We start from the raw sequence: 22,587 nt of genomic DNA on the forward strand, positions 1-22,587 counted from the left end.
TTTTATTCTTCTTTTTTAGCTCTTGGATAAGCCTTTGTGTAAATATTTCTTATCTGTTCTGAAGTAAGATGAGTATAAATCTGAGTTGTAGAAATTCTTACATGACCCAGAAGCTCTTGTACATACCTAAGATCAGCTCCTCCTTCTAAAAGGTGTGTAGCAAAGGTATGTCTTAAAGTATGAGGAGAAACCCTTTTCTCTAAAAATTTAGTATATCTTTTCAAAATTAGCCTTACTCCACGATCTGTAATTCTTTCTCCTTTAGCATTTAGAAAAAATGCCTTTTCAGGTTTCTTCAATAGTTTGGACCTTACATGATCATTATAAAGCTGTAATATCCTTAAAGTATTTTCTTCAATTATCACTACTCTTTCTTTAGCCCTTTTTCCAAAAACTCTTATCTCTCCATAATTCCAATTAATATCTTCCTCATTTATTCCTACAAGCTCACTTACTCTTATCCCTGTAGCATATAGAGTCTCCAAAATAGCTCTATCTCTTATACCCAAAAGATTATCTAAGGATGGAGCTTCGAGAAGTTTATATACCTCATCAACAGATAAAAACTGAGGCAATCTTTTCTCTATTTTAGGTATAGGAATAAAAACAGTAAGATCTTCTTTAATTTTATCATAGGTAAGAAGATATTCAAAAAAACTTCTTAAAGAAATTAATTTTCTTGCAATAGTACTCTTCTTATAGTTTTTTTGAGCAATATTTTGTATGTAAGACCTGATCACTCTTTTATTCGTAAAATCCAAATCTCTCTCTTTACAATAATTATAGAAATCCAAAAGATCAATATTATAACTTCTCAAAGTATTTGGAGAATAATTACGTTCAAATCTCAAATAATTAAGATATCCTTCTATCTCTTTTTTTAAATCCAATTTTGCCATTTCTATATATTGATCGCAAACCTCCTTATCATATCCTCAAGATCTCTTAATGCTCTCTCGGCATATAATCTATTTCTCATCTTCCTATCTTTAATAGGCATATCTAAGGGAGTCAAAATTCCAAAATTAGCATTCATAGGCTGAAAATTCTTTACAGGTACTTTAGTAGTCACATAACCAATAAGAGCTCCTATCATTGTAGTATGAGGTAATATTATGAGTGGTTTTCCTTTATATAAACGAGCCGCATTTATTCCAGCTATTATTCCCATACTCGCAGATTCCATATATCCTTCTACACCAATAATCTGACCAGCAAAAAATATTCTCTCGTCTTTAGCAAACTGTAAGGTTGGTTTTAAAAATTTAGGGGCATAGAAATAGGTATTTCTATGCATTACCCCATATCTTGCAAATTCAGCATTTTCAAGCCCAGGAATTAATCTAAAAACCCTCCTTTGCTCTTGAAATTTAAGTCTTGTCTGAAAACCCACCATGCTATAAAGGGTTTTCTGTATATTTTCTGGTCTTAATTGAACCACAGCATAAGGCTCTTTGCATGTTTTTGGATCTAGAAGACCAACAGGTTTCATAGGACCATAACGTAATGTATCAATACCTCTTCTTGCCAAAATTTCTATAGGAAGACATCCCTCAAAATATTTTTCTTCACCAAGGAAATGTGATTCCACTACATCAGCATTTATTAATTCATTCACAAACCTTTTATATTCTTCCTCATTCATAGGACAGTTTAAATATGCCTCTTCCCCTTTACCATATCTTGAAGCACTATAAACCTTATCAAAATTTATACTATCAGCATAAATAATAGGTGATACTGCATCATAAAAATACAGAGAATCTGCATCTAATATTTCAGTCAAATATTGAGCAAAATCAGAAGAAGTTAGAGGTCCCGTAGCCACAATCACAATTCCCTCAGAAGGAATTTTTTTAACTTCCTCTCTTATTATAGTTACATAAGGATTTTCCATTAATATCTGTTGCACCTTTTTAGCAAAGAGTTCTCGATCAACGGCCAAAGCAACACCAGCTGGAACCTTCGTTTCTTCAGCAACCTTAAGAACGAAGGAATCAAGCCTCTTCATTTCTTCTTTTAAAAGTCCTGAGGCATTTGTGATCTCTGTAGATTTAAAGGAATTACTACAAACAAGTTCAGCTAAATATTCTGTTTTATGAACAGGAGTCATAACTTGTGGTCTCATTTCGTATATCTCTACAGGAATTTTTCTTTTGGCAAGTTGCCAAGCAGCCTCAACTCCTGCAAGTCCTCCACCTATGATTTTGACTTTTTCCATTTTCTATTCCTCCCTTTCTTCCATAATATGTAGTTACAATCCTTATTACTACATTTTTTAAATCTGTTGCTCTCTAAAAGAGTACTACCACATATTGGACACTTTTCGTGAGTAGGCTCATAGGGTGATGCAAAAGTACATTTAGGATAATTTGAGCATCCCCAAAAAGTCTTTCCTTTTTTAGATCTTTTTTTAACAACAGTACTTCCACAGAGAGGACATTTGCCTTTTGCTTCATCACATATTGGTTTTGTATACTTGCATTCAGGATATCGTGAACAAGCATAATATTTACCATTTTTATTTTCTCTAAGTTGCAAATCACTTCCACAAATGGGACATTTTTCATCAGTTTTTTCAGCAATTTGTACCCTATCTGAATTTTTATAAACTTCCTCTAACTCTTCTTTAAATTTAGGATAAAACCTTTTCAAAACTTCTATGGCTTCGACTTTTCCTGTCTCAATTTTATCTAGATCTTCTTCCATCTTTGCTGTAAATTTCACATCAATTAGATTAGGGAATTTCTCGACTAAAAACTCATTAACAACTTTTCCTAAGGTAGTAGGTACTAAAAATCTGTCCTTAACAACCACATATTCTCTTTCTTTTAATGTTTCTATGATAGTAGCGTAGGTACTTGGTCTTCCTACTCCAAATCTTTCTAAGGTTCTCACCAAAGTAGCCTCAGAATATCTAGATGGAGGTTTTGTAAAATGCTGTTCCGGATATAGATTAAGAAGATTTAAAAGATTACCTTTTTCTGGAACATATTCTATTTCTTTATCGATTTCAGATTCTTCCTCCTCTTCATAATAAACTGACATAAAACCAGGAAATTTAAGTTTCCTTCCCTTTGACAAAAATAGATACTTATTTCCCTCTACATATATTTCTACCACATCATAGATAGCTGGAGCCATTTGACTCGCGATAAATCTTTCCCATATAAGTTTATAAAGCTTAAATTGATCTTCTGAAAGATAAGGCCTTACCATTTCTGGTAATCTAAAGACTGAAGTTGGCCTTATAGCCTCATGGGCATCTTGAATACCAAGTTTCTTCTTTGTCTTTTTCTCCCCTCCGATAAATTCTTTTCCAAAATTCTCTTCTATACATTTAATAGCCTCCATTCTTGCTTCAGGAGCTATTCTGGTAGAATCTGTTCGCATATAAGTTATAAGTCCTATTCTCTCTTCTCCAATATCTATACCCTCATAAAGAGTTTGAGCAATTTTCATAGTCTTTCCAACAGGAAAGGCATATCTTCTTGAGGCCTCTTGTTGTAAAGTACTTGTTATAAAAGGTTGAGGCGAGGACTTTTTCTCTTCCTTTTTATTTACATCTTTTACTATATAATTTATCCCTTTTAACTCTTCTAATATCTTATTCACTTCTTCTTCATTTTTTAAATTGACCTCTTTACCTTCATATGATATGAGTCTTCCATATATTTTCTTATTCGTTTTATCTGCAAACTCTCCCCATATGTACCAATATTCTTGGGGTATAAATTGCTCAATCTCCTTTTCTCTTTCACAAATAAGCCTCAGAGCTACTGATTGTACTCTCCCAGCAGAAAGTCCTCTTTTAACCTTTTTCCATAAAAGAGGGCTAAGTTCATACCCAACTAATCTATCCAAAATTCTTCTTGCTTGTTGGGCTTCTACTTTACTGATATCAAGATCCCTTGGATTATTTATTGCTTCTTGTACTACCCTTGGAGTTATCTCATGAAATTCTACTCTTGAGAATTTATCTTTTGGAATATTTAATACATTAACAAGGTGCCATGCAATAGCTTCACCTTCTCTATCAGGGTCTGTAGCTAAGTAAAAATGATCTGCTTCTCTTAATAGTTCCTTTAGATTCTTAACAACTTCTTTTCTTGAAGGGATGATTACATATTTAGGCTTAAAATTATCCTTTATGTCTACTCCAAGTTCCTTCTCAGGTAGATCTCTTACATGACCATAAGAAGCAACTACTTTGAATTCCTTACCAAGTATTTTTTCAATTGTTTTTGCTTTAGCTGGAGATTCAACTATTACAATCTTTTTATTTTTCACTATAAATTATCACTCCTTTTCCCATATCTATTCCCTGGAAATTCTTCTACAAGGCCTTTGGCTTGTAAAGAAACTATTATAAACATTAATCTTGATATATCCATGTTTAATTTGATCATTAAATCCTCAATAAATATAGGATTAAAATCTAAAAATTGCAATACCTTTTTTTCATCTTCTGTTAAAATAACATCTCTTTTAGGTTTATAAATGAAAGGTATGTGAAATTCTTCTAATATATCTATTATATCTAATACCATTTTTGCTCCTTCTTGAATTAACTTATTTGTTCCTTTACTTCTTTCGTCTATTATCCTTCCTGGAACAGCAAAAACCTCTCTCCCTTCATTCAATGCAAAACTTGATGTTATTAGAGCCCCACTTTTCTCTCCTGCTTCAACTACAAATACCCCCTCAGATATTCCGCTAATAATCCTATTTCTTTGTGGAAAGGTATATCTTGTAGGTCTTGTACCTAAAGGATACTCACTTATTAAGGCTCCATTCTCCACTACTCTTTCTGCTAAAATTCTATTTCCAGAAGGATATATAAAATCTAAAGAACTACCAAGAATCCCATATGTTCTCCCTCCACCTTCTAAAGCTCCTTTATGAGCATATGTATCTATCCCATAAGCAAGACCACTTACTATTATAAATCCATATTTTACTAATTCTCTTGAGAAATACTCAGAGATTTTAATTCCATATTGGGTGGGTCTTCTTGTTCCTACAACAGCTATATATCTTTTACCAATTATATTTCCTCTATATGTGAGAAATAACGGTGGATTTTTTATCTCTTTGAGTAAAGGTGGATATTCTTCATCCCATAAAGTTGTAAGTTTATAGTCTTTTTTAACAAGTTTTTCCCACAAGTCTTCCCAATAAGTCTTTCTTTTAAAAATTATAAATTCTTGGATCAAGGAAGAATACGAGAATCTCTCAAGAATTTCATTATCTGACAAAAGGAAAAGTTCTGGTGGCGAAATAAAATCTATCCATTCCCTCCATCTTCTATATAAAGGAGGGAAATAACTTAAAGAATATATAAAGGGTTTATCCTTGGGATTATAATTATACATTAGTTATCAAAATAATAGGGGGACTAAAATAATCCCCCTATATCTCTTTTAAAGAATAAAGTAAAGAATAAATAATATAGCCAATATGATTAACACTGGATTTAATTTTTTAATTTTCCCTGTAAGAAGATTTAACATTACATAAGAAAGAATACCGAATATTAACCCATTTGCTACTGAATAGGTAAAAGGCATAGCCACTATAGTAATAAAAGCAGGAAGAGCTTCCTCTATTTCCTTTAAATTTACTTTTAATATAGGTTCCATCATAAGGAAACCAACAATAACTAAGGCAGGAGCAGTAGCGGAAGATGGTATAATCCCAGCAAGAGGCCAAAAAATTACAGATAAGAGGAAAAGCAATCCTACTACTAATGAGACAGCTCCTGTTTTACCTCCTTCTGCTATTCCTGCTGCAGATTCAATATATGTAGTTATAGTTGAGGTTCCACATAATGCTCCAGCTACAGTTCCTACTGCATCAGAAACTAAAGCTCTATCAGCACCCTCAAAACTTCCGTCTTCTCTAAGCATATTAAGCTTAGCTGCAAGTCCCGAAATAGTACCTACAGTATCAAACATATCTACAAAAGTAAATGTAAAGATAATAGAAAATAATCCCCATTTTAGAGCTCCTAAAATATCCAATGCTAAAAAGGTTTTAGAAAATTCTTCCCAATTAGGAAGGGCTATTATATTTCCTGTAAAATTGGTGATAGGTTGACCATTGGAACCTTTTACAAAAATACCTATAAATGTAGTAATTAATATCCCTAATAATATATTTCCTTTAACATTCAATGCCATAAGTAAAGCAATAATAATAATTCCAAAAATAGAAAGCAAGGTTTCTGGAGATCCTAAATTGCCTAAGGATATTAAAGTAGCATCATTCTTTACTACAATCCCTGCAGATCTTAATCCTATAAGAGCTATAAAAAGTCCTATACCTACTGACGTTGCCATCTTAATATTAAGTGGTATAGCTTGTAAAATCCACTTTCTTACCGAAAGAATTGATAAAATTAAAAAAATGATCCCATCTATAAATACTGCTCCTAATGCAACTTGCCAAGGAAGACCTACTCCTTTACATACAGAATAAGCAAAATATGCATTAAGTCCCATACCAGGAGCCAAAGCAAAAGGAAGTTTTGCATACAATCCCATAGTCAAAGTAGCAATTCCAGCCCCAATAGCGGTTGCCATCAAAACAGCACCCTTTGGCATTCCTGCATCTCCTAATATGTTGGGGTTTACAAATAAAATATAAGCCATGGTAATAAAAGTAGTAAGCCCTGCAATGATCTCGTTAGCCCAATTAGTCTTAAATTTCTCAAAGCCAAAATATCTCTCCAAAGCTTTAATCAATACAAAAACCCCCTTTCATTAATTTTAAAGATTAGAAACAAAATCCTCTAAACCTCGAAAGGTTAGAGCCTCCATCAAATGACTTTCTTTAATCTCTTCACTACTTTCTAAATCTGCTATAGATCTTGAAACCTTTATAATTCTATCAATAGATCTCATAGATAATTTCATTCTTTCAGCTGTATTTAATAATAAATCCCTAATTCTTGGATTTAGGTTAACATATTTTTTGATAAGTTTTGGAGTCAATTGGGAATTTAAATATATTTTCTCGGATTTATATCTTTCATATTGAATCTCTCTTGCTTTTTTTACTCTTTCTCTAATCCTTTCTGATGATTCCTCAAGATTATCATTAAAGATCTTTTCTTTCTCCACTCTATTCATATAAACCCTTATATCAATTCTGTCTAAAAGTGGACCTGATACCTTACTCCAATATTTTTTTACATCATAAGGAGTACAAGTACATTCTTTCTCTTTATCACCAAAATATCCACATTTACAAGGATTCATACCAGCCACTAAAACAAATTGAGCTGGATATGTAACAGTATACTTAGATCTTGAAATCACAATCTTCCCCTCTTCTAATGGCTGTCTTAATCCCTCCAAAACATCTCTTCTAAATTCTGGTAGTTCATCTAAAAATAAGATTCCTTTATGGGCAAGAGTAATTTCCCCGATTTGAGGAGAGACCCCTCCCCCTAAAAGGCCAGCATGAGATATAGTATGATGAGGATTCCTAAAAGGCCGTTTTCGTATTAAAGAATCTTCTACTAATAAACCTGCAGCACTATATATTTGAGTAACTTCAAAAGCCTCTTCATAAGTCAATGGGGGAAAAATGGAAGAGAAGGCCCTTGCTAAAAGAGTCTTACCTGTACCTGGTGGACCTACTAAAAGAACATTATGTCCACCAGATGCTGCTACTTCTAATGCTCTTTTAGGGAAATAATGCCCTTTTATAAAAGAAAAATCTTCTTCATAAACTGGATTATATTCAGGATATTGAAATTTAACAGGAGGTAAATTTATTTCCCCTAAAAGAAATCTCACAATTTGGGAAAGATGAGAAACAGGATAAATTTCAATCCCATCTATTAGACTACATTCAAATTCATTTTCCTTTGGTACAAAAACTTTATTGTATCCATTATTTTTTAAACCATATACAATAGACAAAATCCCTTTTCCTTTTCTTATCCTTCCATCAAAAGCAAGTTCACCTAAGAAAGCAGTCTTTTCATTATCAAAGTGAAAATTCATAAATGTAGAAAGGATCCCTATAGCAATTGGTAAATCAAATAAAGGTGTATCTTTTTTCAAATCCGCAGGGGCTAAATTTATAGTCACTCTTTTTAAAGGAAATTCAAAACCAGAATTTTTTAATGCAGATCTTACCCTCTCCTTAGATTCTTGCACCTCTTGCTCAGCCAATCCTACTATATTAAAGCTTGGAACTCCAGAAGTAATATCTACCTCAATTTCAACATCATAACATTTCAATCCCCATAAAGTAGCAGATTTAACCATAGAAAGCATTTGTTATATGCTCCCATTTATCTACTTTCCCTAAAGGAGAAATATAAATACTTATAACATCAAACCTTACACCTTTCATTTTCTTAAATCTATTCTTAAATTTTACCATAAAAGCTTCAGCTATCATCCTTATCTTCTCTTGTTTTTTCAAACTTACTGCTTCAATAGGTAAACCATATTTATTTGATCTTCTTGTTTTAACCTCTACAAAAACTAAAATTCCATTTCTTTCAGCCACAATATCTATCTCTCCTAAAGACATTTTTAAATTTCTATATAATATAGAATATCCTTCCTTTTCTAAAAGATTTACAGCAAAATCTTCTCCTAATTTTCCAATATATTGATTACTCACAAAAGTCTAAATCTCCTTCTGTGGATATCAAGCACTCCTAACGATCTTATCTTTTCTCTATGTTCCTTAGTTGCATAACCTTTATGTTTCCCAAATCCATAATCGGGATATTTTTCATCAAGTGTCCTCATATATCTATCTCTCAAGACCTTAGCAACAATTGAAGCAGAAGCCACATTCAAACAATACCTATCTCCTCTAATCACCGTTTCTTGTGGTATATATAAATCTGGAATACTAATATTACCATCTACTAGGATATACTCAGGCTTTACCCTAAGGCTGTCTATAGCTCTTTTCATTGCAAGAAGAGTAGCTTTCAAAATGCCAAACCTTTCTATCTCTTCCACATTAGCAAAACCGTAACTCCAACAAATAGCCTCTTCTTTAATCTTTTCAAAAAGGATCTCTCTTTCTTCCGGCTTCAACATTTTGGAATCTTTAACAGTAATATTAGAAAAAGGAGGCAAGATTACAGCTCCAGCATATACAGGACCTGCTAAGGCTCCCCTACCTGCCTCATCTACTCCCGCTATATATTTGAAATAATTCCAAAGCCTTCTCTCTATGTCTCCTATTTTACCAACCCTATTCTTTGGGGTGGCCATAAAAGTAATACCGCTTTTCCTACTAAATTTTTCTTAGGTACAAATCCCCAATATCTACTATCCACACTTACAGGCCTGTTATCTCCTAATACAAAATAACTTTCCTTTGGTACTTGTATTGGTCCATAATTATCACTACTTTTATTTTTTACATAAGGTTCATCTAAAGCTCTACCATTCACATATACTATTCCATTTTTTATTTCTATAGTATCCCCAGGAAGAGCTATTAACCTTTTTACATACTCCTTAGTAGGATCTTGGGGATATTTAAAAACTATAACCTCTCCCCTTCTTGGCTCTCTAAAATAATAAGGGATTCTTATAACCAAAACTGCTTCCTTTTCATTTAAAGTAGGTATCATAGAACCAGTAGGGATGTAAGATATCTGCAATATAAATGTCTTTATTAAAAAGGCTAATATAAAAGCAAATATAATAGTTTCAAGAAGATCGTACCATTCATGCTTCTTCAATTCTTGTCTCTTACTAAGTATAAGATTCCAAAATTCCAGTAATTTATCCTTCATTTTCTACCCTCTCAGCAATCTTGGCACTCTTACCTTTTCTTTGTCTTAAGTAATAAAGCTTAGCTCTTCTAACCTTTCCTCTCTTTACTACTTCAATCTTTTCCACAAAAGGTGAATGAATTGGAAAAATTCTTTCCACACCTATTCCTTGTACAACCTTTCTTACAGTAATAGTTTCTCTAATACCACCATGCTTTTTAGCAATAACAACCCCTTCATACACCTGAATTCTTTCTTTATCTCCTTCCACAATACGATAATGAACCCTAACAGTATCACCAGGCCATATTTGTGGTAAATCCTTTTTCATAAACTCTTTTTCAAGATTCTGAATTACAAGATCCATTTTTTACCTCCTCTCTTAGTTCTCTTTTAATTTCTTCTAAAAATGAAATATCTTCTTCAGAAAGTTTTGTTTTCTGAAGTAAATCAGGCCTTCTAAGTAATGTTCTTCTTAAGGCTTCTTTTCTTCTCCATTTCCTAATCTTTTCATGATCCCCAGATAACAATACTTCTGGTACTTTTAAGCCTTCAAAGTCTCTGGGATGAGTATAATGAGGATACTCCAAAATTCCCCATTGAAATGATTCTTCTCTTAAAGAATTAGGATCTCCTATAGCCCCAGGAATAAGCCTTACTACTGCATCAACTATAACCATGGCAGGAATTTCTCCACCACTTAAAACATAGTCTCCTATAGAAACTTCCCTAGTTATTATAGTTCTTACTCTTTCATCTATTCCCTCATATCTTCCACATATGATTATTAGATGACTTTTCTGTGCAAATTCTTCTGCCAATTTTTGATTAAAAAGATCTCCTGATGGCGAAAGAAGTATTACTTCTGAATCCTCTTTCTTTAAGGCTCTCACAGCTCTAAATATAGGCTCTAGTTTCATTACCATTCCAGGTCCACCACCATAAGGATAATCATCAACTGATCTATGCTTATCAGTAGTATAATCCCTTAAATTATGGATATAAATATCCACCAACCCTTTTTCTTTGGCTCTTTTTATTATGCTTACATTAAAAGGGCCTTTAAACATCTCTGGAAATATGGTAATAATATCGATCTTTATCATAACTAATACTCTTGCATTTTTTTAATAATAATTTTTCCTTCATTTAGATCTACTTTTATTACTACATCCTTAATAGCAGGAATACAAATCTCTTCTTCTCCCTCCACCACAAAAACATCATTGCTTCCTGTTTCTAAAATCTCCCTTACAGTTCCCAAATATTTTCCTTCCAATTCATATACAGGAAGCCCCATTATTTGGTAAGAATAAAAATAACCTTCTGGAAGAACCGGTAAATCTTCTTCTTCTAACAGAAGCCAGTTTCCTTTTAGTTTTTCTGCATCTGTTCTATTTGTTATTTCAGTAAAATAAACAACAAACCCTTTATTATGTTTTCTTATATATTCCAATGATAGTTCCTTCTTTACAATAAGGGTATCTCTCCAAGACAAATATATTCTTTGTCCCTTCTTTAAATCTAAAAGATAATCGTAGAAGGGCCATATTTTTAATCCACCTTTTATTCCAAAAGGCTCTCCTATCTTAGCTATTCTTACCAAACGAGAAGCCATCCCTCATTGTAGTACTTCTATTACCACCTTTTTACCCTTTTTAATACCCGCTACTCTTATTATCGTCTGTAAAGCTTTAACAGTTTGTCCCTGCTTTCCAATAACTCTACCTCTATCCTCTGGGGCTACTTTTACTTCAAGTATTACTGACTTAGTTCCTTCTACTTCTCTAACCTCAACCTCTTCAGGTTTCTGAACAATAGCTTTAACAATATACTCTAATAACTCTTTCATTAACAAAAGCCCCCTTTATGCAGAACTTTTAACAGTTCTCTTTAAGGCAAGGAACTTATCCCAAACACCATACTCCTTGAGCAAACTAAGAACAGTATCGGTAGGTTGGGCACCTTGACTTAGCCAATATAATATTCTTTCTTCTTTTAACTGTATAGTGGCTGGATCAGTCTTAGGATCATAATATCCTAAGATCTCTAAATGTTTACCATCTCTTGGTTCTCTACTATCCATAGCCACTATTCGATATGCTGGACTATTTTTTGCTCCAATCCTTGTTAAACGAATCTTTACCAAAATTCTTCACCTCCTTGTTAGATTTATTTTATCTTAAAAATGGAAAGAAAGATTTTTTACTTTTATTTAATTGTTTTATCAAATCTAAGGTTTGAAAATACTGCTTTAATAATCTATTTACATCTTGTACTGTAGTACCACTACCTTTGGCAATTCTTAATCTTCTACTTCCATTTATTATGGAAGGATTTCTTCTCTCCTCTGGAGTCATCGATTCTATTATAGCAAGAAATTTTTTAATTTCCTTTTCTCCTACTTCTGGTTTAATTTTATCCTTTGGTACATAAGGTAACATATCTAAAATCTGATCAAATGATCCTACTTTTTTAAGTTCTTTAAGTTGAATATAGAAATCTTCAAGATCAAATTTTGACTTTTTAAGCTTTTCTTCTAATTTTGCCATTTTTTCCATTTCAATATTCTTTTCTATACGCTCAACTAAGGATGTGAGATCACCCATTCCAAGGATTCTTGACGCAAATCTATCAGGATAGAAATATTCTAAATCTTCAATCTTTTCTCCTACTCCAATAAACTTTATAGGTTTACCTGTTACAGCTTTTATAGATAAAGCTGCACCACCTCTAGCATCACCATCTAATTTAGTAAGAATCACACCTGTAATTGGTAAAAGTTCATTAAATTTTTCTGCTATATTTACAGCATCCTGCCCTGTCATCCCATCTACTACTAAGAGAATCTCTGAGGGTTCAAAGCTTTTATTTAAATCCTCTAATTCTTTCATCATCTCCTCATCAATATGTAGCCTACCAGTAGTATCTACAATCATGACATCTGCTAATCTTTCTTTTGAAAATTTTATCGCTCCTTCAATTATTTCTTGTGGGGTTTTACCATCTAAACAAACCGGTACCTTTATTTTTTCCCCTAAAACCTGTAGTTGTTTTCCAGCTGCTGGTCTAAAAGTATCTGCACCTACAAGTACCACTCTTCTTCGTTCCTGTAAAAGCCTATATGCAAGCTTTGCAGCTGTAGTAGTCTTACCAGATCCTTGAAGTCCTACTAAGAAAATAACTCCTGGCTTTCTAACCCCAAGATTAATATTAGCCCTATCCCCTCCAAGAATGTTTATTAATTCATAATAAAGAATTTTGATAATTTGCTCAGCAGGTGTAACACTTCTAAAAACTTCTTCCTGTAATGCCTTAGCCTTCACATTATTAAGAAGCTCTTTCACTACTTTGTAATGAGCATCCGCCTCTAAGAGAGCTTGTCTTATCTCTCTTAGAGCCTCTTCAATATCTTTCTCTGAGAGCCTTCCTTTTCCTCTCAGTCTTCTAAAAATATCCTGCAATCTACCTGTTAAATTTTCAAACATTTTTATCTTTCTTCTCCATAAATTTAAATTCTCACACTTAGCATACTATAGACAATATAGAACTTATTGTCAATAATCTCTATTTTTCCCAAAAATCTGGAATCTTTTTCCATCTTTCTTTCACGAAATGAGCTGCCATTTTAGGTTGTCTCTGCCTAGTAAATACTCCTTTTCTATTACCAAGAACCCTTCTTACTTCTTGTTTTGTCATAAAATCAGCAAAATTCCAAATATGCTCACCTATTACAAAGTCTAATCTATCTAAGGTTTCCATAAAGCGCCTTAACATCTCCCATTGGTATTCTTCAGTAAACATTAAAGGTGGATCACTATGAAATCCAGTAATAGTATCTGCACCAAATTCTGAAAGTATAATAGGTTTTCCAAATTTATCATACCAATCTTTCAATTCTTTTTCTAATTGATATTCTATAATATCTAAATTTCCAGAATCAGTATACCAGGAATAATAGCGATTAACACAAATAACATCCACATATTTACTTACTTTTGTATCTTTATAAGAAGTACTTTCCACAATTGTTACCGGTCTTGTTGGATCAAGCTTTTTTGTCTCCTCTATAATCTTTTTAAAATACTCCTCAGATTCTTCCTCAAAAGTTGCAGCTTCGTTTGCCACACTCCACATAACAACAGAAGGATGATTTTTATCCCTATCTATCATTTCTTTCATGACTTGCAGATGGTGTTCTAAAGTCCTTTCATCAACTCGCCCTTTCCTAAAAACCTTATTCTCTGGATTCCATAAATTCATACCAACTGCAGGTGCTTCCTCGATAACCGCTATACCATATTTATCAGCTAAAAAAAGCACTTCGTCGCTATAGGGATAATGTGATGTTCTAAAAGAATTAGCACCTATCCATTTCAATAAATTGAAATCTTTTATATTTATTACGTGGTCTAACCCTTTTCCTCTTATATCAGAATCCTCATGTTTACCGAAACCCTTAAAATAAAAAGGTTTATTATTAATTAGAAATCTTTTGCCATCAATCCTTATAGTTCTTATTCCTATATCTAATCTATAGCAATCTATAAGTTTCTTATCTAAAAAAATTTTCACTTCAAGTGTATATAAATGAGGATTTCCTGGTTCCCATAAATTAGCATTTTTAACCTCTAACATACCATTAAAAGAATTAGATGAAGCTACTAAATTTCCATTTTCATCCCTTAAATTTACTATGATATTACCTATTTCTCCCTCTAAACTTACTTTGTATTCTACCAATCCGTCCTTTCCTTTAATATCTGTTTCTACCTTTATATCTTTTATATAAGTCATCGGGGTTGTATATAACAAAACAGGTCTGTGAATCCCCGAATAATTAAAGAAATCAAAATAGTATTCCAATACTTTATATTCTTTTGGATGCATCTCATCATTTATTATTTTCAACTCTCCAGGTGGAAGAATATCCCAGCTTAAAGTATTATCAACAGATATTAGTATCTCATTTTCTCCTCCATATTTTAGTAGAGATGAAATTTCACCCTCAAAAGGCAAAAATCCACCTTTGTGCTCCATAACTTTTACATTATTTACATACACTTCTGAAAAATGGGCTGCAGATCCTATTCTTAGGAAGACTCTTTTTTCTTTCCAACTAATCGGTATAAAAGTCCTCTTTCTATACCAAACCTTCCCAACATAATCTCTAAGAGTTATATCTTGAGTTATATCATTGTAACTTGCAGGAACAGGCATGAGAATAAAACTATCTTCCCCATCACGCTTAAAATCCCAAATCCCTGAAAGGTCCTTTACTTCTCTTGTCTCCGTTTCTATAGGATAAAGCATTAAATCTCCCTCCATAAATATTAAAATTTATTTTAAAATTATACCAAAAATTTAAAAGTTTTAAGTTTTTTATGTTAAAATATCATTAACATTTTTCAAGAAAGGAGGGTATAAAATATGGAAAACAAAGAAATTTATTCTTATGAAACCTTACAAAATATGAGCGACCTTCTAAAAATATTAGCTCATCCTATAAGAATCAAATTATTACTTCTGCTTTCTAAAGAACCTAATACTGTTTCTGAACTACTTAAGATTTTAGATTTAAGACAACCTAATCTTTCTCAACATCTTACTTTATTAAAAAGGATCAAAATATTAAAGATAAAGAGAGATGGTAAGTCTGTATATTACTATATAGCTCATCCAGAAATCCAGGATATTATAACGAAAGTAAAAGAGTTATCAGAAAAAATAGCAAAATAAGGAGGAAAAAGATGGGAACAATATTCAATGCTATTGCTGTAATAATTGGAGGAACCATAGGAACAATTTTTAAGGAAAAAATTCCCTCAAGTTTACAGAAGTTACTTATGGATGCATTAGGATTAATATGCTTACCTTTAGGTATGGAGATGGCTATTAAAGGAGAAAAATTTTTAGCATTGGTTTTTAGTACAGTAATAGGAGGTATAATAGGTGAATTAATAGGAATTCATGAGGGTTTAGAAAAATTTTCAAATATGATAGAAAGAAGGTTTGCAAAAGAGAAAAATACATTTGCCAAGGGATTTCTTACTGCAACACTCCTATATTGTATAGGACCCATGACCATAATGGGATCATTACAAGATGGATTAGGACAATCTCCTCAAATTCTCTATACTAAGTCTCTATTGGATGGTACTGCTTCCATAGCTTTAGCTTCAGCCTTAGGTTTAGGTGTTATATTTTCAGCCATATCTGTATTAGTAGTCCAAGGGAGTATCACTTTATTCGCAAAATTTATCAGTACATTTTTCACAGACATAATAGTACAAGAGATGACAGCAGTAGGTGGAGTATTAATATTAGGTATTGCATTAAATCTGTTAAATATTAAGCAAATTAAAGTTGCTAATTTATTACCTGCCCTATTTCTTATTCCAATTTTTATACATATTTTTCCTTAAAATCCCAATTCTTCATTTACTACTACAATTGAAAAAGGTGTTTTAGCTGGAGGAGCTTCGATAATAGTAGTAATTCTACATATTTTTTTAGGATGATTACAATCAATGCAATACCCCTCTTCTGCACAAGGAAGTTCAAGTTTTAATCTTTTTGCATTAAGGGGTGTTACTACGTTCTTAATTCTCCATATAGCGGTTTCCAGATTAATAACTAACTTATTTTTACCTACTACTACAATTACTTTTTTAGGACCAAAAATTTGTGCTGCTATCCTATTTCCAATTGCCTCCATATTTACAATCTCCCCTGAAAAAGTCAAAGCATTAACACTGGAAAGGAAAATATCAGATAACAACTCTTGTCTTCTTATTTCTAAATCCTCCTCAGGAGATAATCCTTCCTTCCAATGATGAATAACCCTGTTACCTCTTCTCTCTAACTCTTCAATAACCCCTATTTCTCTAATAGTCACACTCCCACCTACTCCTACTTTAGCATTTTCAGGTATCATTTTAAGAACTAAATCTCTTGCTTCATGTCTATCATTTACTAAAAAAACTTCAAAACCCCTTTCTTTTAAAAGATTTGCTGTTCTTTTAAGTTGTTTCTCTTCTAACCATCCCTTAAGATCTCCCATAAATAAACCTCCTTACTCCCATTCTATAGTTGCTGGTGGTTTGTCCGTTAAATCATAAACCACCCTATTAATACCTTTCACCTCATTAGTAATTCTTCTTGATATCTTACCAAGTATATCATAAGGTACTTCTACAAAATTAGCTGTCATCCCATCTTCACTCTCTACAATCCTTAAAGCTACAACATACTCATAAGATCTAAAATCTCCTTTAACTCCTACTGTTCTAATAGGTAGAAGTACAGCAAATGATTGCCAAATTTTTTCATATTCGCTCCACTTTTGTAACTCTTCCTGTAATATATTTTCAGCCATTCTAAGAATCTCTAATTTATCCTTTGTTACCTCTCCTAAGATTCTTACAGCAAGCCCTGGGCCGGGAAATGGTTGTCGCTTAATAATAAAATCAGGAATATTTAAAATCTCAGCAATTTTTCGTACCTCATCTTTAAAAAGATATCTAAAGGGTTCTATTAATTCAAATTTTAAATTTTCAGGAAGACCCCCCACATTATGATGTGTCTTTATCTTAGCAGCCATACCTGTAGATGAAGCAGCACTTTCTATAACATCAGGATATAGAGTTCCCTGAGCCAGATATTTAAAAGGACCTCTCTTCTTTGCTTCCTCAAGAAAGACCTCTATAAACTCATGTCCAATAATTTTTCTCTTCTCTTCAGGATCTGTCACTCTTTTTAATCTATTTAAAAATCTATCTTCCGCATTAACGACTACCAAATTCACTCCTAAGGATATCAACGCATTACTTACCTCTTCTTTTTCACCTTTCCTCAATAAACCATGATCCACAAAAATAGCAGTTAACTTATCTCCTATAGCTTTCTGTAATAATACCGCCAAAGTTGAAGAATCTACTCCTCCACTGACAGCAAGCAAAACCCTATCTTCTCCTACTCTCTCTTTTATCTCCTTGATCTTTTCTTCAACAAACCTTCCTAAATCCCAATTTTTCTTAGCCTTGCAAATTTCAAAAGCAAAATTCTCCAATACCTTTTTCCCATTTTCTGTATGGGTAACTTCTGGATGAAACTGCACCGCAAATAGAGGATTTGTTTGGGACTGAGCTGCAGCAATATAATTATTTTCAGAATAAGCCAAAACCTCAAAAGAAGGTGGTAATTCTTTCACCACATCATAATGACTCATCCATACCTTTTCCTCTTCAGCTAACCCTTTAAATAATAATGAGTTTTTAACAATTCTTATTTTATTTAAACCAAACTCACCTTTTTCACCTTTTTCTACCTTCCCACCAAGAATTTGAGCCATTAATTGAAAGCCAAAACATATACCAAATACAGGAATCTTTCCAGAAAAAATATCCATATCAAAATTTAAGTTAAAATCGTATACACTGTTAGGTCCTCCTGAAAGTACTATACCTTCTACATCTTTGTTTTTTAGTTCTGAAAATTTCACTGTTGGTGGAAAGATCTCTGAATATACTCCCATTTCTCTAAATCTACGGGCTATAAGCTGAGTATATTGAGAGCCAAAATCTATAACACCTATCATAGATTACCAAACTCCCTTTCTAAAATTTTTTCAATCTCTGAAATAATAACTCTCAATGGTATACCCTCTTTTTCGGCGATTTTTCGGCAATCCTCATACTCAGGATATGTTTTTTCAATATCTCCATATTTAGAAAATTTAACTCTAACTTTACCCCAAGGTGTAACTATCTCTTTAATCTCCCTTATCATAAATCTCTTATCTACATAATATTTTCTTATTCCTAAAGTGGTTGTCTCTCTAAAAATAATTTCAAATAATTTTCCTTCATATATAGGATTTGCTATGACTGTAAGTAGAACTCCAGGCCTACCCTTTTTCATATATACAGGAGTTAAGAAAACATCAAGAGCTCCTTCATTAAACAACTTTTCAGTTAAATATCCATAAATCTGTGGATTCATATCATCAATATTGGTCTCCAAAACTACATTTTTCTCATCCAATACCATATTTTCGTCCTTTTCTCCTAAAACTACTCTAAGAAGATTAGGAAACTGAAAATTCTTTTTTCCGCATCCGTATCCTATTTTCTCAATTTTTATCTCAGGCATATTATCAAAAGATTTTGCAATAGTAGTTATAATAGCAGCTCCTGTTGGTGTCACTAATTCTCCTTCTCTCCCATCAGTATAAACAGGAACACCTTTAAGGATCTCCAAGGTTGCAGGGGCAGGAACAGGAATTTTTCCATGATCTGTATCAACAAAACCCCCACCTAAGGGAAGAGAAGAAGAATAAATTTCATCCACATTTAAAATTTCTATAGCAATCAAAGATCCTAAAACATCTATAATAGTGTCTAAAGCTCCTACCTCGTGAAAATGTAATTTTTCTATGGATTCATTATGAATTCTTGATTCTGCCTCAGCAATTTTATAGAAAATTTTTTTGGCTTTCTCTTTGATATCCGAAGATAGATTACTTTTTTCCACAATATCAATTAAATCCTGAAGATGTCTATAGGCTTTAGTATCTTTTATCCTTATATTTACATCTGTACCATAAATTGCTCCTTTTTTCTTCTTTGTTACTTCAATTTCATAACCTTCAATAGGAATCTTTTTAAGCTCACTTTTCCATAATTCTTCATCTAATCCCAAATCCAAAAGGGCTCCTAAAATCATATCTCCACTTATTCCTGAAAAACAATCAAAATATAATATCTTCATTTTTTCTCCTCCACCATCAAATTTATCATATTTGCTAAATATCCTGCACCAAATCCGTTATCAATATTAACCACCGCTATTCCAGGAACACAACTGTTTAACATAGTAAGCAAAGCTGAAAGACCATTAAAATTAGCACCATATCCTACACTGGTAGGTACAGCTATTATAGGTCTTGCTACTAATCCTCCTACCAAAGAAGGGAGTGCTCCTTCCATTCCTGCCACTACAACAATAACATTTGCTTTATGAAATTCAGCCAATCTATCAAATAATCTATGAATTCCAGCTACCCCTACATCATAGATTCTCTCAACATTACTTCCCATTATCTCACATGTTACTGCTGCTTCCTCAGCTACAGGAAGATCAGCAGTTCCTGCACAAGAAACAATAACTTTTCCTTTCATCTCTATTTCTTCCCTCAATACTGCAACCATTCTTGCTTTTTCAAAATAAATAGCATCTTCAATCTTGCTCTTTACCTTATCAAAAATTTCTTTACTTGCCCTTGTAGCGATAACTCTATTATTCACTTTTACTAATCTTTCCATTATTTCCATTACTTGCTCAGGAGTCTTTCTTTCTGCAAATACAACCTCAGGAAATCCTCTAATAAGAGCCCTTAAGTGATCGATTTTAGCAAACTGTACATCTTCGTAAGGTAGAATTTTTAACCTATCAATAGCATCCTCAATAGATAATTCTCCTCTCTTTACCTTGTATAATATTTCTCTAACTTTCTCTTTCATTCACCGTCTCCTTAATAAGAATTTTTTTAATATTTATACATTAATTTCTTCTTTTTTAAAAGGGTTTGGTGATAAAATAATATTAATAAAAAAGGATGGGGGTGTTGAGTATGGCAGAGGATCGTAAATGCAAAAATTGTAAATTCTACCAACCCAATCCTAATGATCCATCCCGTGGCACTTGCTTTGGTATACCTGTAAAAGCTGAAAACTGTTGTCCTCAATTTGTAGCTAAGTCTTAAATTCTACTCTTTCTAAATATATTTCTGAATTTCTTATCAAATGTTTAATAAATTCTGGGGAAATTAGATATAAGATAATTGAATAAGGCCTATAGTTAAGGTAATGTAATGATTTCTTAAAAATTAGGAGGCTCCTTATAAGAACACCAAAAAGAAATAGGATTTTATACTCAATAAAATCTCTTAACTCAAAAAGCTCACGAGGAGCCTCCAACCTTTTTTCTTTTATTCTTTTAATAACTTCTTTTCGTTCATTTAAAAGATTGTAGAGCATCAATAAGAAACTTTCAGGAAATGTGAAATTTTTAAATATTCCATCATATCCTTTGGACTCTAACTTTTTAACTAATTTAATACTTCTCCCTAAATCAACCGAATACCCTTTCTCATATAATATAAAATTGGCAAGATGAAAATACTCTCCTAATTCTAAACCTTTTATAAGCTCTAAAAATTTTGAAACTTGTTCAACTTTATTTCTCCAAATCTTAGAAAATTCTTTAGAATTAATAACTTTCTTGCCTAAATATATCTCGATAAATTTGGGAACTTGTATATCTAAATCCATTTTATCTAAATTATCTAAAAGATTAAGTCTTACCCTAATAAGATGACTATCAGGAATATTTTTTAGATAAGAATTCAATTCTCCTAAAAAATAATCTACCATTGGAGCATATTTTGATCCTTCTTCAGGAACCGCTAATACTCTAGGATGTCTTCTCATTTCAGCCATAAATGGACCTGCCTTACCAATAAGAGCAAATCCATAAGGAAACTTACCACAATCATATAAAGTTTTGAGAAAAGTTTCTGCACTATCAAGATTTTCTTTAGACACCAGAACAAAAGATTTACAATGAGGAGAAGATAACTTAATATAAGGCTTGTCATTATTAATTGTTTCTAAATTACATCTTATTAAAACCTTCCTATCACCCTGGAAATTAAAGATCTCTAAAAAATATGGCAGTTGTAAAGTATTTTCTTTCATTACTACTCTTTTCAAAGGTAACCTTGCCTTATTAAGAGCTAAATTGTAGGCGTTAGAAAATATAATAGGATGTTTCAATAATAAATCAAAGAAATAATAGAAGCTTTTATTTTCTAAATCTTCATATGATGCAATTTTAAGTATATCTGATGTTCTCTGAAAATTAAAATTATAATCTTCTGATATATCCTTAATTATCTTTTCAGCAAGCCTTATTTGAAAATCAGCTATCGTTACGTTTTTCTCTTCTAAGATCTCTTTGGCCCAGTTATATATTTTTCTTGCTCTCTTTAAAATTCCTTTCCTTTCTTCCTTATTTTTTACTTGTTTTAAAGTTCCTCTTAATCCTAAGATAAAAATAGTTTTCAAATATCTTAATAGCTCATCATCAAAATATATACTTGAAAGACTTATTTCCTCAGGATAACGAGGTACAATTCCATACCATCCTAAGGATTTTGAAAACAAATAATATATTTCTGCTTTAGGATTCCTTTGGAAATATGAAGTTAATGTCTCTTTATTTGCCATTATTCCAGATCCTGTAAAAACAGAATAATTTTCATAGTCTAAAGAAAAACAAAAGTCAGCCAAGCTCTTTGAAAAATTGTCATCTCGCTTTATTATATCCCTAAATCTTCCCCAATCCTTTGCTAACCACAATAGTTTAAAATTTAAATCATTATAGTCAGAAGGCTCAATTGTAACCCCATATAAAAGGCCATAAGATATATCTTGATTTATATATACCGCTCCCGTCAATTTTCCTGCATAATCCTCAGTAAGAGTATATCTCCCTGGATCTTTATAAAAAGGAATCAGTCTATAATCCCCTGTACCAAGTTTCTCATCATGTATAAAAGGAACAAAAGGTAATTTCTCTCTTAAACTATTATAAATTACTAAATCAGTAATAAGAGCATCCCATAATAAATTTTGATCACCCTTATAAACCCACTTTATTCCTAAATCAATAAGCTTTTCAGACAAATCTGATGTACAGTTAATCCTAAGAGTATAGAAATTTTCATCTTCTCTTATTATTTCTCTATAACCCTCTTCCAT

The 22,587-nt window shown here is 32.3% G+C and carries 24 protein-coding genes; 3 read left to right on the top strand and 21 right to left on the bottom strand.

Going from position 1 to position 22,587, the window contains the following annotated elements:
- Positions 1–2 precede the first annotated feature (2 nt).
- The 16 genes from xerA to uidA all read right to left on the bottom strand — a co-directional run bounded on the left by xerA (position 3) and on the right by uidA (position 15,076).
- Positions 3–899 carry a site-specific tyrosine recombinase/integron integrase gene (gene xerA / locus ACY3JO_RS08190; protein ID WP_463084508.1) on the bottom strand — a complete coding sequence of 299 codons (897 nt, stop codon included), beginning with the start codon at positions 897–899 and terminating at the stop codon, positions 3–5.
- 2 nt (positions 900–901) lie between these two features.
- Entirely contained in the window at positions 902–2,221 is a 1,320-nt protein-coding gene (trmFO, locus tag ACY3JO_RS08195) for a methylenetetrahydrofolate--tRNA-(uracil(54)-C(5))-methyltransferase (FADH(2)-oxidizing) TrmFO (protein WP_463084509.1), read from the bottom strand.
- Entirely contained in the window at positions 2,200–4,290 is a 2,091-nt protein-coding gene (gene topA / locus ACY3JO_RS08200) for a type I DNA topoisomerase (RefSeq protein WP_463084510.1), read from the bottom strand. Before topA ends, trmFO begins: the two co-directional genes overlap by 22 nt.
- The gene (gene dprA / locus ACY3JO_RS08205) at positions 4,290–5,375 is read right to left on the bottom strand and encodes a DNA-processing protein DprA (protein WP_463084511.1); all 1,086 of its coding nucleotides are present in this window, start codon (positions 5,373–5,375) and stop codon (positions 4,290–4,292) included. The genes topA and dprA overlap by 1 nt, the downstream gene beginning before the upstream one ends.
- A gap of 48 nt (positions 5,376–5,423) precedes the next feature.
- Positions 5,424–6,746, bottom strand: a complete 1,323-nt coding sequence (locus ACY3JO_RS08210; protein WP_463084512.1) for an NCS2 family permease — start codon at positions 6,744–6,746, stop codon at positions 5,424–5,426.
- A 24-nt stretch (positions 6,747–6,770) separates the two neighbouring features.
- Complete coding sequence (locus ACY3JO_RS08215) at positions 6,771–8,291, bottom strand: YifB family Mg chelatase-like AAA ATPase (protein ID WP_463084513.1); 1,521 nt, start codon at positions 8,289–8,291, stop codon at positions 6,771–6,773.
- Positions 8,275–8,646 carry a YraN family protein gene (locus tag ACY3JO_RS08220; RefSeq protein ID WP_463084514.1) on the bottom strand — a complete coding sequence of 124 codons (372 nt, stop codon included), beginning with the start codon at positions 8,644–8,646 and terminating at the stop codon, positions 8,275–8,277. The genes ACY3JO_RS08215 and ACY3JO_RS08220 overlap by 17 nt, the downstream gene beginning before the upstream one ends.
- Positions 8,643–9,254: a ribonuclease HII gene (locus ACY3JO_RS08225; protein ID WP_463084515.1), complete on the bottom strand. Its 612-nt coding sequence runs from the start codon at positions 9,252–9,254 to the stop codon at positions 8,643–8,645. The genes ACY3JO_RS08220 and ACY3JO_RS08225 overlap by 4 nt, the downstream gene beginning before the upstream one ends.
- Positions 9,221–9,784, bottom strand: a complete 564-nt coding sequence (gene lepB / locus ACY3JO_RS08230; RefSeq protein WP_463084516.1) for a signal peptidase I — start codon at positions 9,782–9,784, stop codon at positions 9,221–9,223. Before lepB ends, ACY3JO_RS08225 begins: the two co-directional genes overlap by 34 nt.
- On the bottom strand, positions 9,774–10,130 hold the full coding sequence (gene rplS / locus ACY3JO_RS08235; protein ID WP_463084517.1) for a 50S ribosomal protein L19: 357 nt from the start codon (positions 10,128–10,130) through the stop codon (positions 9,774–9,776). Before rplS ends, lepB begins: the two co-directional genes overlap by 11 nt.
- The gene (gene trmD / locus ACY3JO_RS08240) at positions 10,105–10,869 is read right to left on the bottom strand and encodes a tRNA (guanosine(37)-N1)-methyltransferase TrmD (protein WP_463084518.1); all 765 of its coding nucleotides are present in this window, start codon (positions 10,867–10,869) and stop codon (positions 10,105–10,107) included. Before trmD ends, rplS begins: the two co-directional genes overlap by 26 nt.
- 2 nt (positions 10,870–10,871) lie before the next feature.
- Positions 10,872–11,381, bottom strand: coding sequence for a ribosome maturation factor RimM (gene rimM, locus ACY3JO_RS08245; RefSeq protein WP_463084519.1), 510 nt, complete (start codon positions 11,379–11,381; stop codon positions 10,872–10,874).
- A gap of 3 nt (positions 11,382–11,384) precedes the next feature.
- Positions 11,385–11,615, bottom strand: coding sequence for a KH domain-containing protein (locus ACY3JO_RS08250; RefSeq protein WP_463084520.1), 231 nt, complete (start codon positions 11,613–11,615; stop codon positions 11,385–11,387).
- Between the two features lie 15 nt (positions 11,616–11,630).
- Positions 11,631–11,912, bottom strand: a complete 282-nt coding sequence (gene rpsP / locus ACY3JO_RS08255; protein WP_463084521.1) for a 30S ribosomal protein S16 — start codon at positions 11,910–11,912, stop codon at positions 11,631–11,633.
- A 28-nt stretch (positions 11,913–11,940) separates the two neighbouring features.
- Positions 11,941–13,251 (bottom strand): signal recognition particle protein, encoded by a 1,311-nt coding sequence (gene ffh / locus ACY3JO_RS08260; RefSeq protein ID WP_463084522.1) that lies wholly within the window; start codon positions 13,249–13,251, stop codon positions 11,941–11,943.
- A gap of 79 nt (positions 13,252–13,330) precedes the next feature.
- Positions 13,331–15,076, bottom strand: a complete 1,746-nt coding sequence (gene uidA, locus ACY3JO_RS08265) for a beta-glucuronidase (protein WP_463084523.1) — start codon at positions 15,074–15,076, stop codon at positions 13,331–13,333.
- 117 nt (positions 15,077–15,193) lie between these two features.
- On the opposite strand from uidA, the gene ACY3JO_RS08270 reads away from it, so the two are divergent.
- Together ACY3JO_RS08270 and ACY3JO_RS08275 are read left to right on the top strand one after the other, a co-directional pair.
- The gene (locus tag ACY3JO_RS08270; RefSeq protein ID WP_463084524.1) at positions 15,194–15,502 is read left to right on the top strand and encodes an ArsR/SmtB family transcription factor; all 309 of its coding nucleotides are present in this window, start codon (positions 15,194–15,196) and stop codon (positions 15,500–15,502) included.
- A gap of 11 nt (positions 15,503–15,513) precedes the next feature.
- Positions 15,514–16,188, top strand: a complete 675-nt coding sequence (locus tag ACY3JO_RS08275; RefSeq protein WP_463084525.1) for a DUF554 domain-containing protein — start codon at positions 15,514–15,516, stop codon at positions 16,186–16,188.
- Here ACY3JO_RS08275 and ACY3JO_RS08280 read toward each other — a convergent pair.
- The 4 genes from ACY3JO_RS08280 to larB are packed head-to-tail and all read right to left on the bottom strand — an operon-like array spanning position 16,185 to position 20,286.
- Entirely contained in the window at positions 16,185–16,826 is a 642-nt protein-coding gene (locus tag ACY3JO_RS08280; RefSeq protein WP_463084526.1) for a lactate utilization protein, read from the bottom strand. The genes ACY3JO_RS08275 and ACY3JO_RS08280 overlap by 4 nt on opposite strands.
- Before the next feature lie 12 nt (positions 16,827–16,838).
- Complete coding sequence (gene guaA, locus ACY3JO_RS08285; protein WP_463084527.1) at positions 16,839–18,362, bottom strand: glutamine-hydrolyzing GMP synthase; 1,524 nt, start codon at positions 18,360–18,362, stop codon at positions 16,839–16,841.
- Positions 18,359–19,534 (bottom strand): nickel pincer cofactor biosynthesis protein LarC, encoded by a 1,176-nt coding sequence (gene larC / locus ACY3JO_RS08290; protein WP_463084528.1) that lies wholly within the window; start codon positions 19,532–19,534, stop codon positions 18,359–18,361. The genes guaA and larC overlap by 4 nt, the downstream gene beginning before the upstream one ends.
- Complete coding sequence (gene larB / locus ACY3JO_RS08295; RefSeq protein ID WP_463084529.1) at positions 19,531–20,286, bottom strand: nickel pincer cofactor biosynthesis protein LarB; 756 nt, start codon at positions 20,284–20,286, stop codon at positions 19,531–19,533. The genes larC and larB overlap by 4 nt, the downstream gene beginning before the upstream one ends.
- 110 nt (positions 20,287–20,396) lie before the next feature.
- Between larB and ACY3JO_RS08300 the strand changes: the two genes are divergently transcribed.
- Positions 20,397–20,528 (top strand): hypothetical protein, encoded by a 132-nt coding sequence (locus tag ACY3JO_RS08300; RefSeq protein ID WP_463084530.1) that lies wholly within the window; start codon positions 20,397–20,399, stop codon positions 20,526–20,528.
- On the opposite strand, the gene ACY3JO_RS08305 is transcribed toward ACY3JO_RS08300, so the two are convergent.
- Positions 20,518–22,587 (bottom strand): hypothetical protein, encoded by a 2,070-nt coding sequence (locus tag ACY3JO_RS08305; protein ID WP_463084531.1) that lies wholly within the window; start codon positions 22,585–22,587, stop codon positions 20,518–20,520. The two genes, ACY3JO_RS08300 and ACY3JO_RS08305, sit on opposite strands and share 11 nt — an antisense overlap.

The organism is Dictyoglomus sp. LHC4, assembly GCF_055181355.1.

Coding starts and splice junctions, on each gene's coding strand:
- ACY3JO_RS08275 (WP_463084525.1), top strand. CDS start 15,514: ATGGGAACAATATTCAATGCTATTGCTGTAATAATTGGAGGAACCATA.
- ffh (WP_463084522.1), bottom strand. CDS start 13,251: ATGTTTGAAAATTTAACAGGTAGATTGCAGGATATTTTTAGAAGACTG.
- ACY3JO_RS08280 (WP_463084526.1), bottom strand. CDS start 16,826: ATGGGAGATCTTAAGGGATGGTTAGAAGAGAAACAACTTAAAAGAACA.
- uidA (WP_463084523.1), bottom strand. CDS start 15,076: ATGCTTTATCCTATAGAAACGGAGACAAGAGAAGTAAAGGACCTTTCA.
- trmFO (WP_463084509.1), bottom strand. CDS start 2,221: ATGGAAAAAGTCAAAATCATAGGTGGAGGACTTGCAGGAGTTGAGGCT.
- ACY3JO_RS08300 (WP_463084530.1), top strand. CDS start 20,397: ATGGCAGAGGATCGTAAATGCAAAAATTGTAAATTCTACCAACCCAAT.
- ACY3JO_RS08270 (WP_463084524.1), top strand. CDS start 15,194: ATGGAAAACAAAGAAATTTATTCTTATGAAACCTTACAAAATATGAGC.
- trmD (WP_463084518.1), bottom strand. CDS start 10,869: ATGATAAAGATCGATATTATTACCATATTTCCAGAGATGTTTAAAGGC.
- ACY3JO_RS08305 (WP_463084531.1), bottom strand. CDS start 22,587: ATGGAAGAGGGTTATAGAGAAATAATAAGAGAAGATGAAAATTTCTAT.
- larB (WP_463084529.1), bottom strand. CDS start 20,286: ATGAAAGAGAAAGTTAGAGAAATATTATACAAGGTAAAGAGAGGAGAA.
- lepB (WP_463084516.1), bottom strand. CDS start 9,784: ATGAAGGATAAATTACTGGAATTTTGGAATCTTATACTTAGTAAGAGA.
- guaA (WP_463084527.1), bottom strand. CDS start 18,362: ATGATAGGTGTTATAGATTTTGGCTCTCAATATACTCAGCTTATAGCC.
- xerA (WP_463084508.1), bottom strand. CDS start 899: ATGGCAAAATTGGATTTAAAAAAAGAGATAGAAGGATATCTTAATTAT.
- rimM (WP_463084519.1), bottom strand. CDS start 11,381: ATGGCTTCTCGTTTGGTAAGAATAGCTAAGATAGGAGAGCCTTTTGGA.
- ACY3JO_RS08250 (WP_463084520.1), bottom strand. CDS start 11,615: ATGAAAGAGTTATTAGAGTATATTGTTAAAGCTATTGTTCAGAAACCT.
- rplS (WP_463084517.1), bottom strand. CDS start 10,130: ATGGATCTTGTAATTCAGAATCTTGAAAAAGAGTTTATGAAAAAGGAT.
- ACY3JO_RS08225 (WP_463084515.1), bottom strand. CDS start 9,254: ATGGCCACCCCAAAGAATAGGGTTGGTAAAATAGGAGACATAGAGAGA.
- ACY3JO_RS08215 (WP_463084513.1), bottom strand. CDS start 8,291: ATGCTTTCTATGGTTAAATCTGCTACTTTATGGGGATTGAAATGTTAT.
- dprA (WP_463084511.1), bottom strand. CDS start 5,375: ATGTATAATTATAATCCCAAGGATAAACCCTTTATATATTCTTTAAGT.
- larC (WP_463084528.1), bottom strand. CDS start 19,534: ATGAAGATATTATATTTTGATTGTTTTTCAGGAATAAGTGGAGATATG.